10 protein-coding genes are annotated in these 16,595 nt (G+C 66.4%); 6 read left to right on the forward strand and 4 right to left on the reverse strand.

Annotation, left to right across the window (positions count from 1 at the left end; all coding sequences use genetic code 11):
* Positions 1–8: 8 nt before the first annotated feature.
* The 5 genes from F8197_RS03520 (at position 9) to F8197_RS03540 (ending at position 8,531) form a co-directional block, all read left to right on the forward strand.
* Entirely contained in the window at positions 9–986 is a 978-nt protein-coding gene (locus tag F8197_RS03520; RefSeq protein WP_152879992.1) for a family 43 glycosylhydrolase, read from the forward strand.
* A 42-nt stretch (positions 987–1,028) separates the two neighbouring features.
* A complete protein-coding gene (locus F8197_RS03525) occupies positions 1,029–3,557 on the forward strand; it encodes a GH32 C-terminal domain-containing protein (protein WP_152879994.1) in 2,529 nt (842 codons plus the stop codon).
* Between the two features lies 1 nt (position 3,558).
* Positions 3,559–4,662: an ABC transporter ATP-binding protein gene (locus F8197_RS03530; protein WP_152879996.1), complete on the forward strand. Its 1,104-nt coding sequence runs from the start codon at positions 3,559–3,561 to the stop codon at positions 4,660–4,662.
* Positions 4,659–5,597: a carbohydrate kinase gene (locus F8197_RS03535; RefSeq protein ID WP_152879998.1), complete on the forward strand. Its 939-nt coding sequence runs from the start codon at positions 4,659–4,661 to the stop codon at positions 5,595–5,597. Before F8197_RS03530 ends, F8197_RS03535 begins: the two co-directional genes overlap by 4 nt.
* 87 nt (positions 5,598–5,684) lie before the next feature.
* A complete protein-coding gene (locus F8197_RS03540) occupies positions 5,685–8,531 on the forward strand; it encodes a TonB-dependent receptor (protein ID WP_152880000.1) in 2,847 nt (948 codons plus the stop codon).
* A gap of 117 nt (positions 8,532–8,648) precedes the next feature.
* On the opposite strand, the gene F8197_RS03545 is transcribed toward F8197_RS03540, so the two are convergent.
* A complete protein-coding gene (locus tag F8197_RS03545; protein ID WP_152880002.1) occupies positions 8,649–9,032 on the reverse strand; it encodes a helix-turn-helix domain-containing protein in 384 nt (127 codons plus the stop codon).
* 192 nt (positions 9,033–9,224) lie between these two features.
* Here F8197_RS03545 and F8197_RS03550 point away from each other — a divergent pair, with 192 nt between their 5' ends.
* Positions 9,225–10,367, forward strand: coding sequence for an NADH-dependent flavin oxidoreductase (locus F8197_RS03550; RefSeq protein WP_152880004.1), 1,143 nt, complete (start codon positions 9,225–9,227; stop codon positions 10,365–10,367).
* 43 nt (positions 10,368–10,410) lie between these two features.
* On the opposite strand, the gene F8197_RS03555 is transcribed toward F8197_RS03550, so the two are convergent.
* The 3 genes from F8197_RS03555 to F8197_RS03565 all read right to left on the reverse strand — a co-directional run bounded on the left by F8197_RS03555 (position 10,411) and on the right by F8197_RS03565 (position 16,563).
* Positions 10,411–11,529 carry a glycoside hydrolase family 43 protein gene (locus F8197_RS03555; protein ID WP_227012041.1) on the reverse strand — a complete coding sequence of 373 codons (1,119 nt, stop codon included), beginning with the start codon at positions 11,527–11,529 and terminating at the stop codon, positions 10,411–10,413.
* 22 nt (positions 11,530–11,551) lie between these two features.
* Positions 11,552–14,929: a glycoside hydrolase family 2 TIM barrel-domain containing protein gene (locus tag F8197_RS03560; RefSeq protein WP_152880006.1), complete on the reverse strand. Its 3,378-nt coding sequence runs from the start codon at positions 14,927–14,929 to the stop codon at positions 11,552–11,554.
* Positions 14,930–15,048: 119 nt separating this feature from the next.
* The gene (locus F8197_RS03565) at positions 15,049–16,563 is read right to left on the reverse strand and encodes a tryptophan halogenase family protein (RefSeq protein WP_152880008.1); all 1,515 of its coding nucleotides are present in this window, start codon (positions 16,561–16,563) and stop codon (positions 15,049–15,051) included.
* Positions 16,564–16,595: the final 32 nt, after the last annotated feature.

Here is a 16,595-nt window from a genome sequence, read left to right on the forward strand (position 1 = left end):
GAAGCAACATGACACTTCACATCAACGACAAATTCATCTGGGACTTCTGGCACTACGAGGAAGCAGGGCAGCAGCACCTGTTCTTCCTGCAGGCCGACCGCGCCATCGGCAATCCCGACCTGCGCCACTGGAATGTCTCGATCGGCCACGCCGTTTCGACCGACCTGCGCCACTGGACCCCGAAGGGCACCGTGTTCGCGCCGTCGGCCACGCCGGCCTGGGACGACTGCACCACCTGGACCGGCTCGGTCATCAAGGTGGACGGCGGCTACCACCTGTTCTACACCGGCACCAGCCGCGCGGAGAACGGCATGCGCCAGCGCATCGGCCACGCGGTCGCGGCCAGCATCGACGGCCCGTGGGAGCGGGTGGGCAGCGGCCTGGCGCTCGACCTCGACGAGCGCTATTACGAAGAACACGCGGAAGGCCGCTGGCACGACCGCGCGCTGCGCGACCCGTGGGTGCTGCCGGAGAAGATCGACGGCGTGTACCACATGTTCTTCACGGCCCGCCGCAACGACGGTCCCCTGTACGAGCGCGGCGTGATCGGCCACGCGGTATCACCGGACCTGGTGCAATGGCAGGCAATGCCGCCCGTGTACCAGGGCGGCCACTACGGCCAGCTTGAAGTGCCGCAGGTCTTCGAGCGGGAGGGGCGCTGGTACTGCGTGTTCTGCAACGTCGCGCCGCACTGGTCGGAAGCGATGCGCGCGCAGCACGGCGGCGGCGTGTCCGGCACCCACTACCTGGTGGCCGACCATCCGCTGGGACCATGGCAGCCGGCGCCCGGTTTCCTCGATGGCGATATGCCATGCCGCCGTTATGCCGGCAAAATCCTGCGCGATCCGGTCACCGGCGGCGACTGCCTGATGGCATTCGAAGACACCGGCGCCGATGGCCAGTTCGTGGGCCGCATCACCGACCCGATTGCACTGCGCATGGAGAACGGCCTGTACCATCTGGACCATCCTTTGGCTGCAAGATGACAACGATAGACATCGGCTTATAAAAATAATCGAGGAGACACGATGAACAAGGAAACCCCGGGGAATGGCGCCAAGGCATGCGGCCCTGGCCGGCTTGGCTGGTGGGTGCGGCTGGCTGGTTCGGGCCGGTCGGGCAAAGCGGCACGCCGGATCCGGCTGGCAGATGTGGTCCATGCTGCCGGTGCGGCCGGCGTGGCCGGACTAATCGGGCTGACATGGGCAGGATCGGCGGCACTGGCCTTGCCCGCAGCATCGGCAGCAGCGTCGGCAACGCCGGCAACTGCCGCCGCCGACCAGTCGCACGCACCGCTGGCCCACTGGCCGCTCGACGACGGCGCCGGCCATCTGGCCGCCGAAACGGTTTCGGGACGGCGCGACCCGGTCAATTACGTATTCAACCGCGCCCGCTTCAAGCCCGACTCGGCGCCGCTGTGGCGTCCGGCCGGCCAGTGCATTCGCGGCGGCTGCCTGCTGTTCGACGGCTATTCGACCGACATCGCGGCCCCCGGTCTGACTGCCGCGCAGGTCGCGCGCGGCTTCACGCTCAGCGCCTGGGTGGCGCCGCACGCGTTCGAGTGGGGCGACGGCGGCCACTACTCGGCTTTCCTGAGCCAGTTCGACACCAGGGCGCAACAGGGCCTGTCGTTCGGGGTGTACCGCTTCGGCACCTGGGGCCTCAAGCTCGGCTTCGGCAGCGTTGTGGTCGATGCGCGCGTCAACGACCGCAAGCTGCCCCCCGATGCGTGGTCGCACGTGGCCGCCACTTATGATCCCGCCACGCGCCGCGTTGCGCTGTTTCTCAACGGCGAGCGGGTGTTGCAGGTCGCGACGCCGGCCGACGCAGCGTTCGCTTTGCCGGCCCTGCCGCTGACGGTGGGCCGCTATTCGCAGCCCGAGCAGATCGGCCGCGTCTTCAAGCTCAACACCTTTCTCGGCTTGATGGACGAAGTGCGGATCGATGCCGGTCCGGCCGACGCTGGCGCTGTTTCGTGGTTGATGACGGCTGATTTGCAGGCGCGCCATGGCGTGGTGCCGACACTGGCGCCGGCCGACCTGCAGATCGCCGCCGCCACGTTCGAGGGCGACCCCGACCGCCCGCGCTACCACCTGCTGCCCGACGCAGGCTGGATGAACGAGCCGCATGCGCCGTTCTATTTCGGCGGCCAGTACCACCTGTTTTTCCAGAAAAATCCGTTCGGCCCGTTCTGGCACCAGATCCACTGGGGCCACTGGGTCAGCCCCGACCTGGTGCAATGGCGCGAGCTGCCCATCGCGCTGGCGCCCGAGGACGACGGCCTGGCTACCGACGGCGTCTGGTCGGGCAGCGCCACGTATGCAGCTGACGGCACGCCGGTGCTGTTCTTCACCGCCGGCAACGACGCAGTGAAACCCAACCAGCGCACGGCCATGGCCACGCCCGCCGACATCACCGATCCGGACCTGGTGCGCTGGACCAAATACCCGGCGCCGGTCACCGAGCAAACCGCAGGGCAGGGCCGCTTCGGCGAATTCCGCGATCCGTTCGTGTTCCGCGATGGCGACCGCTGGTTCCAGCTGGTCGGTTCGGCGCTGCCGGGGCGCAGCGGCACCGCGCTGGTGTACGAATCGTCGGATTTGCACCATTGGACCCCGCGCGGCCCGCTGTTCTCGATCGACGCCAAACAGTTTTCCGGCTTTGACGCCACCTGGGAGCTGCCGGTGCTGCTGCCGGTCGGCCAGGGCGTGGACGGGCGCGAACGCCACGTGTTCCTCAACGACGTGCGCGGCCAGGCATATTACTGGACCGGCGTGTTCGATCGCGCCAGCGCCCGCTTTATCCCGGACCAGGAGGCGCCGCGCGTGTTCGACGTGGGCCAGGGCCATTTTTCCGGCCCCAGCGGATTTGTCGATCCGAAGACCGGGCGCAGCATCGTGTTCTCGATCGCCCAGGGCAAGCGGTCGCTGCAGGATGAACATGACGCCGGCTGGGCCCATAACGGCGGCCTGCCGATTGCGCTGTCGCTTGGCGTGGACGGCGGCCTGCGGGTGGCGCCGATCGCCGAACTGGCCTCGCTGCGGCGCGCACAGTTGCTCGATCTGCGCAATGTAAGTGCGGCGCAGGCAGCGGCAGCGCTGGCCGGGCTGCATGGCACGGCGCTGGAAGTCGAACTGCAACTGGCGCCTTCGCCGGCAGCGGGCAAGCGCGGGCTCGCCGTGCGCGTGGCGCCAGCCGGGGCCGAAGTCACCGAACTGTATGTCGATACCGCGCGCCACCGGCTGGAGATCGACCGCAGCCGCAGCGCCACGCCGCGCACCGCGACCGGCGCCAAAGATCCCGGCATGATCGGTAACAACGCCGGTGGCGCCCCGGTGCAGGGCGGCGACTTCGTATTGGGTGGCGAGCCGCTGCGGCTGCGGCTGTTCCTCGACGGTTCCATGGTCGAGGCCTACGTCAACGAGCGCCTCAGCCTGACGAGCCGCATCTATCCCGCCCGGCCCGACGCAGACGGCCTGGGCCTGCTCGCGCAAGACGGCGACCGCATCGTGTCGCTCAAGGTATGGGCGCTCGGTTTGAACCAAAAGAGGAATTGAGATGGCAGCAATCGCATTGCACGGCGTAGGCAAGACCTACCCTGGAAAAGAAGCGCAGTACATCCTGAAGGGCATCGACTTCACCATCGACGATGGCGAGTTCGTGGTGCTGGTCGGCCCGTCGGGCTGCGGCAAGTCCACGCTGCTGCGCATGATCGCCGGCCTGGAAGACATCAGCGCGGGCGAGATTCGCATCGGCGGTGAAGTCGTCAACGACGTGCCGCCCGCCAGGCGCGGCCTGTCGATGGTGTTCCAGAGCTATGCGCTGTATGCCCACATGACGGTGTTCGAGAACATCGCCTTCGGCCTGCGTCTGGCCAAGGTGCCCAAGGCCGAGATCAAGGTGGCGGTGCAGGGCGTGGCGCGGATGCTGCAGATGGAGCACCTGCTCGAACGGCGCCCGCCGCAATTGTCCGGCGGCCAGCGTCAGCGCGTGGCGATCGGCCGCGCCATCGTGCGCAAGCCGCGCGCGTTCCTGTTCGACGAACCGCTGTCCAATCTCGATGCGGCGCTGCGCGCCGACATGCGCGTGGAAATCGCCCGTCTGCACCAGCAGCTGGGCGCCACCATGGTGTACGTCACCCACGACCAGGTGGAGGCGATGACCCTGGCCGACCGCATCGTGGTGCTGGGACCGTCCGGCGTGCAGCAGATCGGCGCGCCGATGCACCTGTACGACCAGCCGGCCAATGTGTTTGTGGCCGGCTTTATCGGCAGCCCGCGCATGAACATGCTGGCCGGGCGCATCGATGCCGGCGGCCAGTTGTGGCTGGGCGCATTGCGGCTGAGCTGGCGCGCCCCGGCCGGTACGGCGCCGGGCGACGTCACGGTCGGCATCCGCCCCGAGCACCTGGCGGCGGAACCGCATGGCGCCATCGAAGGCAAGGTGCTGCTGGTCGAGCGCCTGGGCGCCGAGTCGTACGTGCATTTGCAGGTGGCCGGACTTGACAAGGCGTTGATGGTGGTGGTGCGCGGCGAGCCGCCCGCCACCGGCGCCGCCTGGCGCGTCGGTCCCGTGGCCGGGCGCCTGCATGTATTCAACCAGGAGGGCCGCCGCGTGGATGCGCACGTGCCCGATATCACCACAGTACCGGAGGTAGCATGATCGTCGTATGCGGAGAAGCGTTGTTCGATGTGTTTTGCGATGGCGAGACGGCGCCAGGTTACGCGCTGTCGGCGCGGATCGGCGGTTCGCCATTCAACCTGGCCGTCGGCCTGGCGCGGCTGGACGCTCCGGCCATGTTCTTCGGCGGCCTGTCGCACGACCTGTTCGGCCGCAAGTTGGCCGCCGCCCTGGCCGCCGAGGGCGTGGATGTCACTGCGGCGCCCCGGCCGGCGGCAGCCACCGCGCTGGTGACGGTCGATGTCGATGCCGGTGGCGCGCCCACCTACACGCTGTACGGCAATGCCACTGCCGAGCGCCAGGTTGTCCCGGCCGATCTGGCCCGCGTGCCGCGCGACGCTGCGGCGATACACGTGGGCTCGTACTGCCTGGCCGTCGAGCCGGTGGCGTCCACCCTGCTGGCGCTGGTGCGGCGCCAGCATGGCCGCAGCCTGATCGCGTTCGATCCCAACGTGCGGCTGACCATACAGCCGGACCGCAACGTGTGGACCGATGCCATCGCCGCCATGCTGCCGCTGACCGACCTGCTCAAGATCAGCGACGAAGATATCGGCCTGGTCTATCCGGGCACCACGCCCGAGCAGTTCATCGCCACGGCGCTGGACGCGGGCGTGGCGCTGGTGGTCGTGACGCGTGGTGCGCACGGCGTGCTGGCAGCCACCCGCGCGGCCGGCACACACGCCTTGCCGGCGCATCGCGTAGAGGTGGTCGATACGGTGGGGGCGGGCGACACCTTCCAGGCGGCGCTGCTCGCCCACCTGGCGCGTCAGCAACTGCTCACGCGCGCCGCGCTGGCGGCGCTGGAACCCGCGCAACTGCTGGCCGCACTGCGCTTTGCCGGCCGCGCGGCGGCAATCACCTGTGCGCGGCGCGGCGCCGACATGCCCACCCTGCAGGAGGTGCCGCCCCAGGATTAACCATTTTTACTCCGCGATGACAACGATGGACATAATAAATTGCATGGCGGCTGCGCGCCGCCTGATAATCATAACAGGAGATGCAGCATGACTTACTCGATCACTCATTACCTCACCCGTTCGGCAGCCCTGGCGATTTGCCTGGCGCCCGCGCTGGTGTACGCCCAACAGCAACAGCAGGCCGCCCAGCCGGTTCCTGCCCCCGCCACCACGACGCCTGCGGATTCCGCTACTGATCCGGCCGCCGTGGTCATCGTCACCGGCGTGACCAAGAGCACCACCAAGAAGAATGCGACGTTCTCAATCAACACGCTGAGTGGCGAAGAAATCCAGCGCCTCGCGCCAATGAGCACGGCCGACATGCTGGCCAACTTCCCCGGCATTTATTCCGAGGGCGGCAGTGCGGGGGAGGCCAGCAACAACATCACCGTGCGCGGCTTGCCCGTAACCGGCGGCTACCGCTTTGCGCCGCAACTGGTGGACGGCTTGCCCGCCTATGAAGAACCGGAAGCGCCGTTCATGAACAACGACGTCTTCATCCGCGACGACCTGATGACCGAGAGCGTGGAGCTGGTCAAGGGCGGTCCCGGCGGCATCCTGTATTCGAACGGTCTCGGCGCCACCGTCAACCACGTCACCCGCACCGGCGGCGACCGCCTGGCAGGCGGCTACAAGGTGGAGTATGCCGACTACGGCTTCCTGCGCCAGGACGCCTTTATCTCCGGGCCGCTGGCGCCGAACCTGACCGGTGCAGTCGGCGGCTTCTACCGCCGCAGCGACGGCGTGCGCGACACCGGCTATACCGCCGATCGCGGTGGCCAGGTACGTGGCAACCTGGTCTATACCAGCAACGACCGCAAGACCACCGCGCGCGCGGACGTACTGGTGATCAACGACCGCACGGCGTTCTACCAGAACCTGCCGATCTCGGTGCCACGCTTTGCCAACCCCGGCACGCCGGCCAATCCCACCGCCATCAGCCAGGGCAGCATCGAGCCGTTGGGCATCGACTTTGCCCACGGCACCACGGCGTCGCAGTACAACCGGCGCTTCAACATGATCGGCGAGTATGGCAGCCGCACCGTGGACCAGGCCGACGGCATCCACCCGAACTTCAAGATGTTCACGCTCGGTGGTTCGCACGAGTTTGCCAATGGCTGGAAAGTCTCCAGCGGGCTGCGCCACACCACCGGCAGCAATGGCTTCAATGCCGTGTTCACCGGCAACGACACGGCCACCTCGACCAACTTCCTCGATGCCCGCTACCAGAACGACGTGATCTCGCCCGCGCATGGCGCCGCGCTCGGCTGTAATCTCACCAATGTCAAGCTGGTGGGTTTTTTCAACGTCCCGGCCAGCAACGCGTGCGCGTCGTTCGCCAACATCAGCCGCGAAGACTTCATCAAGCGCTATGCGAAAGCGAGCGGCGTGGCGGGGCGCTACCTGAACGACGGCTCGCCGGTGCCAGCCTCGGCCAACCTGAACTTCATGATTCCGTTCATCGCCGATACCGAGGCGCGCAGCACGTCGCTGGACCTGAAAACCCAGAAATCATTCAATCTCAAAGGTACCCACGACCTGACCTTCGGCGTGTACAAAAGCCGCTACGACTACGCGCCCAACTTCCAGCAGGCGCTACTGGTCAGCGACGTGTCCAACCAGTCGCGCCTGGTCGATCTGATTGCCGTCGATGCGCAAGGTAACCAGGTGGGGCCGAGCCTGACCCAGGGCGGCGCCATTTTGCCCGGCTGGGGCGGCTTCGTGAGCAAGATACGCGGTGACGGCAATGCCGCGTACCTGCTCGACCACTGGGAAACCATGGGCAGCAAGCTCAAGATGGACGTGGGCGTGCGCTGGCAAAACCTCAAGGCCGACGTGGCGCGGCGTGACCGCAACGTCATCACCGACCTGACGCCCGCCGGCGTGGTGCCCGGCTCGGTCCAGGATACGACTGCCGACAACGAGGTGAGCCTGCCGGGCGAGGCGCGCAAGCTCAAGGAAAAATACCACGGCTTCGGCTGGTCGATCGGCGGCAACTACAGCTTCAGCAAGGCGCTGGCGGTGTATGGCCTGGCGTCCGATTCATTCCGTCTGCCCAGCCTGCAGGACCTGAATGACCTCAGCACCGCCAACCTCACGGTGGTCAACGGCCAGCCGGTGAGGGTGAGCGCGGTCGAGCATATCCGCCAGTACGAAATCGGCCTGCGCTATCTGACCCGTGGCTTCGGCGCGTCGGTGGCCACGTTCTACAACAACTTCTCGCCGCGCAGCTCGATCAATGTCTATCGGGACATCAATTCGTCCGCGTGCGGCACGCAAGGTGGCGTCACGCAGATCAACTCCTGCCCGGAGGTCGCGCAGCTGTACGAGCGCGGCGTGCAGAATATCGGCGCGGAAGTCGAGCTGAGCTGGCGTCCGGCCGCCGTGGCGGGCCTGGAACTGAAAGGCAACGTGGTCATGCAAAACCCCAAGGTGAACGGCGCCAACTACACCATTACGCAAGAGGACAAGGACCCGCAGGGCATCATCACCGGCTACCACTACGTGCAGGTGAGCGAAGACGGTCGCCGGCCGCGCCGCCTGCCCAAGGTGATGGTCAACCTGATGCCGTCGTTCGACCTCAAGCCGCTGACGGATATCCCGCTGAGCCTGTACGGCCAGTACCAGTATTACGGCAACCGTTTTTCGGAAGCCACCGACAGCAACGTCACGCTGTACCCGTCGTACCACATCATCAACGCCGGGGCCCAGTACCAGTTGTCGGAGCGCTGGAGCGCGCATTTGCACGTGGCTAACCTGACCAACCAGCTGTCGTTCACCGAGGGCGATCCTCTGTTCAACGACCTGCTGTCGCCCGATGGTTCGCGCAATCGTGGTGTGGCGCGCCCGCTGTTCGGCCGGACCATGCGTTTCAGCCTGACGTATATGTTCTAGGCAATCGGAAGCGGTGGCTGGTGACCGATGCGGCCCGACAGGCGTAATGCATTCCTGTCGGGGTCACGACATCGGTGGCATCGCGCCGGTGCCTGCCAGTAAAGCAAACCAATCGGTTCAGGATGCATTGCGCTGATCGAAGTCGCTGCGGGCGGTTTCGACCATCGGCAACATGTCCAGCGTCCACGCATGCAACTGCCGCAAGGGTTCCTGCAGCGTGCGGCCCAGCGCGGTGATCTCGTAGCGCACCGCCAGCGGTGACGCGATCACGTGCCGCGACACCAGGCCATTGCGCTCGAGGCGGCGCAGACATTGCGTCAGCGCTTTCTGGGTCACACCCTCGAGCCGGCGCATGATGGCATTGAAACGATGGGGGCCGTCGTCGAGCACGGCGAGCACCATCATCGACCATTTATCGGCAATCTGGTCGAACAGGGCCCGGCTTGGGCAATCCGACGAAAAGCACTCGGGCGCGATGGGGACGGTCGACGATTCTTGCATGGCAGCTTCCTGGAATAAGGACTCCTCCTGGAGCCTGGTATCCATAGTATACCAGCCCGGGATTTTCGGCTGAACCGGGCATCGGTGATGGCATGAGGTTTCCTCGAGGATACCTAGTCACTTCAAAGTGCGTAATTGACACCAGATTTACAATGTATACCATTGGGCTTCATCTTTCATGGAGTCTTCGCTATGTCCGACCTGTCTGCCAATCACCTGCTGCGCCCGTTCGACCTGATCCCTGGCATCACCGTGCGCAATCGCGTCACGATGTCGCCCATGACCACGTGGTCCGGCTCCGACGAATTCCAGATCACCGAAGAAGAGGAGGCCTATTACCGGCTGCGCGTCAAAGGTGTCGGCCTGGTGATCACCGGCTGCGCCCAGGTGACCGCCAACGGCATCGGCTTCACGCACGAGTTTTCCGCTGCGGACGACAGCTTCGTGCCGAGCCTCAAGCGCCTGTCCGACGCCGCCAGGAGCGGTGGCGCACCGGCGATCCTGCAACTTTTTCACGCTGGTAACAAGGCGCTGCCCCACCTGATTCCCGGCGGCGATGTCGTCAGTTCCAGCGCGGTGTTGACGGCAGCCACGCCGTTCCAGGCGCCGCTCACGCCGCGCGCCCTGTCCGCCGACGAGGTGGAGGAACTGGTCGCGGCCTTCGGTGCCGCCGCACGGCGCGGCATCGAGGCCGGCTTCGATGGCATCGAAATCCATGGCGCCCACGGCTTCCTGTTGCAAAACTTTCTGTCGCCGGCAACCAATCTGCGCACCGACGCGTGGGGCGGTTCCCTGGAGCACCGCATGAGGTTCCCGTTGGCCGTTGTTGCCGAGGTCAAGCGCGTGATTGCCGAACATGCCGACCGGCCGTTCGCGCTTGGTGTGCGGCTCTCGCCGGAAGAACCCGGCGAGCACGGTTACCGCATCGACCAGACCTTGACGTTTATCGACCGCTTGCTGGAACTGGGCGTCGACTACCTGCACGCCTCGCTGGCCTACCTGTTGCGCGACCGACCCATCGACGACCCCGACGGCCAGACTATCGTGCGCCGCATCGTCGAGCGCGTGGCCGGGCGGGTACCGGTGATTGCTGCCGGCAGCATCCTGACTCCTGCCGACGCCAGCGACGCGCTGGACGCCGGGTTGTCGCTGGTGGCGATCGGTCGCGGGTTGATCATCAACCCGGACTGGGTAAGCCGGTTGCAGCAGGGGCAGCCGGTGGATCTCGAAATTGATCCGGCCCAGGTGGGGGCGCTGGCGATTCCGCCCAAGCTGTGGGGCATCATCGAGGGCTTCCAGGGCTGGATACCGGTGCGGCAGCAGGCAGTCGCCTGATTGCTTTGCCACGCGGACAGGGCGCCGGTTCGGTAGCGGTATCCTACTTCGCCGCCGGGCAAGCCATCTGCGGCGCCTGCTCCGCCACCCCCATCAAATGGTCGCCATCGAGATCCACGCGCTGGTTCACTATCTCGAAGCGCCCACCGGCGTCGCGCACTTCGTAGAGCTTGCCGCGTGCGTTCTTGAACGGCCGGTGCACGACCAGCATGCGCTTGCCGTCGAAGGTATCGAACAGCATGCCGTGACCGGAATCGCGCTTGAGGATAGGCGGCAGCTGGGTCCACGGCCCGCGCACGTCGCCGGACGCCGAGCGGGCGACCGACTGCACGTAGCCGTTCTTGTCGTAACTCGACCACAGCATCAGCAGGCTGCCGTCGGTTGACGGGTACAGTTGCGGACCATCGGTGACGTACACGGGCGCCTTGGCGGGTTTGCCGTCGGGGTCCACCGGTTTTTGGCCGTTGCTCCAGTCGGCCTCGGACGCCTTGAACAGCAGCACCGGTGCGCCAGCGGGCTTCAGGGCGCTGGTCAATGGCATCGCTTCGATGGTGCCGTCGGCAGTTTGCACCCATTCATGCGCGTACACATACCAGGGCTTGCCGGCGCGGTCGATGTGCAGCGTGCCGTCGAGCGTCATCAGGTCGCTGGGGACGACCGGCTCGCCGTTATTGAGCGGGACGAACGGGCCGCGCGGACTGTCGGCCACTGCCATGATGGTGCCGCGCCGGAATGCTTTCCAGCCCGATGCCGACGGCTTGTCGAGGGTGAGCTTCTCGTTGTACATCGTGGTGAGCAGGTAGTACTTGCCTTGCCAGGCATGGACTTCGGGCGCCCAGGCGCCATCGTTGGCCCAGCCGCCTTTTGGCAGGCGGAACACCACGGTGGGCTTGCGCCAGTGTTTCAGGTCGGTACTGGTGTATGCCATGACGCCGACGCCGCATTCGCCGGACATGCCAGGTACATTCGACGTGTACAGGTAATAGGTGCGGCTGGCCTGGTCGGCTACGATAAACGGATCGTGCAGGTGCATGGCGGGCAGTTGCAGCGGGGCGTCGGCCTGCGGCGCGGACTGGCTGGTTGCTGGCGGTTGCTGTGCCTGCGCCATGGCCGGGATGGCGCAACACAGCAGGATGGCGGACAGGGTGGTCAGGCGGGGCATATTGGCCTTTCGTGGGAATATATTAATCGAAGCGCAAGGTCAGGCTGCCCTGGTAGGCGCCGTTGGCGACGGGCCAGGCGGCCGAGGGGCCCAGTGCTTCGGTGGGTGTGAATTTTTCGCCGATGGCGGGAATCGCGTGCAACCAGGACAGATCGCCGGCGGGGAATTCCACCGTCGTATTGGCGTGAGAAATGCGCGGCGTGCCCACGCGCAGGTAGCTGGCGGCTGCGTTGTTGTGACTGTTGCTGCTCACCCGCAGCGTGCCGGTGGTCGTGTCAAGGCGCGCCCAGCGCACGTCGGCAAAAAAACCCTGCGATTCGGGGTAGCGGAAGCTCTCGCCCGGTTGCTGGTCGAACTGCGCCACCTCGTGCACCCCGAGCCAGGTGCCCTGCAGGCGGTTCTTCCACACGCGGTACGGTCCCTCGCCGAGCCAGCGCATCCCGCGCAGCGCGTTCTCCGGATGGTCGAAAGTGATGCCGTGGTACTGCACCACGCCGTCGAGACGATAGCCATAATCGAGCCGCAGGTCGCCGTTGGCCGCCATGGTCCAGCGCAGTCGGTCGAGGCCGGTGCTGTGGCTGGCTTCGATCCAGGCCACCGGCTTGCCGCCGTCATCGATGCCGGTGCCGCTGCGCACGCTGGCTGGATCAGCTGAATTGGTGGCAGCGGCCAGCGCAGGGAAGCGCTGCGTCGCGTGGCCGAGGCGCACGCTGTTCAAGGCGATCGGCTGGCCATACTGACCGGTAGGGCTGGTGATGCGCACGGCCAGCACGGGCTGCGGCGGGAAACGATAGTCGTTGCCATCCGATTTGCGGCGGGTGGCGTCGAACAGGGTCTTCCAGTTGACGCCGTCGGCGCTGATCTCGAGCTTGAAGCGGGCGTAGGCGGTGGCCTTGTCGAAGGCGGGAATCACTTCGATCACGCTGGCTGTCTGCGGCGCGGCCAGGCGGTGGATGGTGGCGCCGGCTTGCCTGCCGGTGCTGCCAGCGGTGCTGTCGTCCGCGTGAGCGGTCAGCGGCAGCCATGCGACTTCGGTCCCCGGTGCCGGCAGCGGGCGGGCATAGGCCAGGCGTGGCCCGTTGGACAGGGCCGATACGCGGCTGCCGTGCTGCAGCGTGCGCAGTCGGCCGGTGGTAGCGTCGAACGTAGCGCTGATCGGACCAGCGGCCAGGCGCAGTGTAGATCTCTCTGTGGTCACGGTTGGCGTGGACCCGGCGGAAGCAGCGCTGGTTGCGGCAGCAGTACCGGAGGAAGCGGTCATCGGCGCAGTGCGCGTCGCCGAATCGGTGGGGGAGCTTGCAAGCGGCGGCTGGTGCAGGAGGGCGGTGCGCGCCAGGCGTGCCGACAAATCGCTGGCCGGATACGTCCAGGTCCAGATGTGCTGCCCGTCCGCGCCGGTCGCGGTCACCGCGATCGCATCGGCATCGAGTTTGCGCCACCCGGCCGGCAGGCGCAGGTCGAGTTTGCCATCGCTGCGCGCGGCCACACCGCTGGCGCTGCCTGTGCCTTTAGCCAGTATGTGCGCTGCCGTGGAAGCCGCATCCGGCGCGGCAAAGCGCAGCAGTTGCCAGTCGAAGCGCACCTGGTCCAGGCCGGCAAAGTCGTAGCGATTGTGTACCGGCAGCGTGCCGTCGAAGCCGGTATCGAACGACGCCGCCCCCAGTTTGACCGGCGACCAGATATCCTTCACCGCGTAGTAGCTGCCTTCTTTTTCGTGGTGCGGGCCGACGATGCCGTCCGGACCGTAAGTGCCGTAGGGATCGACGCGGTTGCCCTGGTCGGTGCGGACCACGCCTTCGTCCACCAGCGCCCAGATCACGCCGCCCACGCCCATCGGCGAGGCCATCATCGCATCCCAGTAGTCTTGCAGGCTGGCGCCGCCGCCACCGTCGTACAGCGCGTGCATGAATTCGGTGGGCATGAACAGGTTGGGGCCGCGCAGCCGCTCGTTGACCAGGTTCCAGTTAGGATAATGCTTGGTGTCGAGCCCGTTGAAGATGGCCCACGGATGGATCACCGGGCGCTGCTGCGGATCGTGCTTGCCGTACTCCGCGTCGAGATCGGTATTGAAACCGCCTTCGTTGCCATTGGCCCAGAACAGGATGCTGGGATGGTTGACGTCGCGCGGCACCATCTCCGCCACCAGTTGGCGACCGATGGCGGTGCCGTGCGCGGCCTGCCAGCCCGACAGCTCGTCGATCACGTACAGGCCCAGTTCGTCGGCGGCTTCCAGAAAGGCCGGATCGGGCGGGTAGTGCGACATGCGCGCCGTGTTCATGTTCATCGACTTGATCAGGCGCGCGTCGGCGTAGTTGTCGTCGCGGTCGAGCGCGCGGCCTGTTTCGGGCCGGAAGCTGTGGCGGTTGACGCCCTTGATGATGATCTTGCTGCCGTTCAGGTACAGGCCGTCGCCCTGGCGCACCTCGAAGGTACGGAAGCCGAAGCGCGTGCTCTGGGTGTGGATCGGCTTGCCGTGTTGGCGCACGGTGAGGCGCAGCGTGTACAGGTTGGGTGTTTCGGCGGACCACAGGCGCGGGGCGGGCAGTCTGCCGCGCAAGGTGACCAGTGCGGGATCGGCGCCGGCGCCGGCGCTGGTCTGGGCGGTGCTGGTGCCGGTGGAAGAGACCGGGGTGACTGCGGAGGTAGCAGCAGTCGAAATCGCCAGCCCCGCGCGGAACACCGGCCCGACCGCCTTGCCGGCCGCATCGAACACCTGGCCGTCTACTACAGCGCCCGGCGCCGCTTGCGACAGGCGTACGCGCGCGGTCAGCGTGCCGTCGGCCCGCGCATCGATGGCCACGCCGGTTATCGCCTGCGCCGGTGCTGCTTCCAGCCATACGGGACGGAAGATGCCGCCAAATACCCAGTAGTCGCCGCCACGTTCTGCTTTTTCGCTGGCCGCGTTAGACGCCACCTTGTTCACGTCCACTTCCAGCACATTGTCGGCGCCGGCGGACAGCTTGACCAGTTGCGTGATGTCGTAGCCGAAGCGGTAGAAGCCGCCGATGTGGGCGGGGCCGGCCGGCATGCCGTTCACGCGCACCGTCGCTTCCGTCATCACGCCTTCGAACACCAGCCGGATGGTGCGCCCGCGCCAGGCCGGCGGCACGGCAAATTTCACGCGGTACTGGCCTTGCTCGTTGTGGCGCTTGGCGCCTTCGCCGTAGTCGTAGCCGCCAAAGCCTTGCAGCTCCCAGTTCGATGGCACCGGTATCGTGCTCCAGGCCCCGGCGCGCCGGCCATCGGATATCTTGAATTCCCACGGCACCGCCGTCTTCGGTCCTTGCCCGGACAGGTAGCGCTGTTCGGTGACGGGAACGGCTGACCGCGCTGCGGGCGCAGCGCCGGCCAGAAAGGCGAGTATCAGCAAGCGGACGAACAATGTGCCAACTGGGTGCATGGCGGGCCTCCGTCTGGAAACCGACCAGCATAACCACACTGCGACTCGAAGTCATCCATTGTCCGGCCGGACAGCGCAAGTGATCGTCATGCTGATCGTTTGACGCGCCGGGACAGGTTCTACGGCTTCTCCGCCGGGCAGTACCGCTCCACGTAGGCCTGGTGCGCCGGCATCTGCGCCACGGTGCGGTCGATGCCGGTACGGATGCCGTCGAGGAATGCCGCCAGCTCACGCTCGGGCATCACGTCGGCCGTATGGTGTTGCGTGCGCGGATTCAAGCCCTGGCCCAGCATCACCTGCACCCACGAGTTTTCCGAGAACAGCTCGTTCTGCGACCGGAACACCCGTCCCGAACCGCCGAACAGATCGAGCCGGTGCTGCAGCGACGGCGGCACCGTCATGTCGCGCGCCGCGCGCCAGTACGGGCTATCGTCACGCTCGGTCACCTTGTAATGCAGGATGATGAAGTCGCGGATGGTCTGGATGTCGTCGGCGGCCTGGGTGTTGAATTCGGCCACGTCGGTCGGTTCTATACCCTCGGTCGGGAACAGCTGCAACAGGCGCACGATGCTGCGCTGGATCAGATGGATGCTGGTCGATTCGATCGGCTCCAGGAAGCCGGTCGCCAGCCCCAGTCCCACCACATTGCCGGCCCACACCTGGCGGCGCTGGCCTGGTGTAAAACGGATCACGCGCGGTTCGGTTAGCAGCTTGCCCTCGATATTGGCCAGCAGTGCGGCTCTCGCGGTGTCGTCATCGACGAAGCGGCTGGAGAACACGATGCCGTTGCCGGTGCGGTGCTGGAGCGGGATGCGCCACTGCCAGCCCCAGTCGTGGGCGATTGCGCGCGTCAGCGGCACGGCCGGTCCCACCGACTCGGTTTGTACGGCGATCGCGCTGTCGTTGAACAGCCATTGCGACCAGTCCTCGTACTCGACGCCCATGGTCTGGCCCAGCAGCAGCGAGCGGAAGCCCGTGCAGTCGATGAACAGGTCGCCATCGAGGCGGCGGCCGGAATCGAGCACCAGCGCCGCGACGTTGCCATCGACCGGGTCGCGCTGCACGTCGGCGATCTTGCCTTCGATCCGTTCGATGCCGAAGTGCTCGGCGTAGCGGCGCAGGTAGCGCGCGTAGCGGCTGGCGTCAAGGTGGTAGGCGTACACCAGGCCGTCGTCGGGCAGGTGGCCGAAGCGCAGCGCCCGCGCCGCCCTGTGCTCGAGGCAGTAGTCGCCGTAGTCGGCGGCGATGCCGCGTTCGCGGCCCTTTTGCCAGAAGTGGTGAAAGCCGGCGGTCCAGTGGTCGATGCCGGTGGAGCCGAACGCGTGAATGTAATTTTCGCCGCGGGCGCGCCAGTTCTCGAAGCTGATGCCCAGCTTGAAGGTGGCCTGGGTGGCCGCCATGAATTCGCGCTCGTCGATATCGATCAGGCGGTGGAACTGCGCCAGGCTGGGAATGGTGGCCTCGCCCACGCCCACGGTGCCGATGTCGTCGGACTCGATCAGCTTGATATCTAGCACCTTGCCCAGCGTGCGCGACAAGGCGGCGGCGGCCATCCAGCCCGCCGTACCGCCGCCGGCGATGATAACCCGGCGCACCGGGCGAGATGGTTGAGGTTGTTGGTTCTGTTGGGGCATGTCTCAGTCTTTCTCTCTGCGTGGAGATGGTT

It is taken from the genome of Duganella sp. FT27W (assembly GCF_009295655.1).
Taxonomy (GTDB): domain Bacteria; phylum Pseudomonadota; class Gammaproteobacteria; order Burkholderiales; family Burkholderiaceae_D; genus Rugamonas; species Rugamonas zoogloeoides.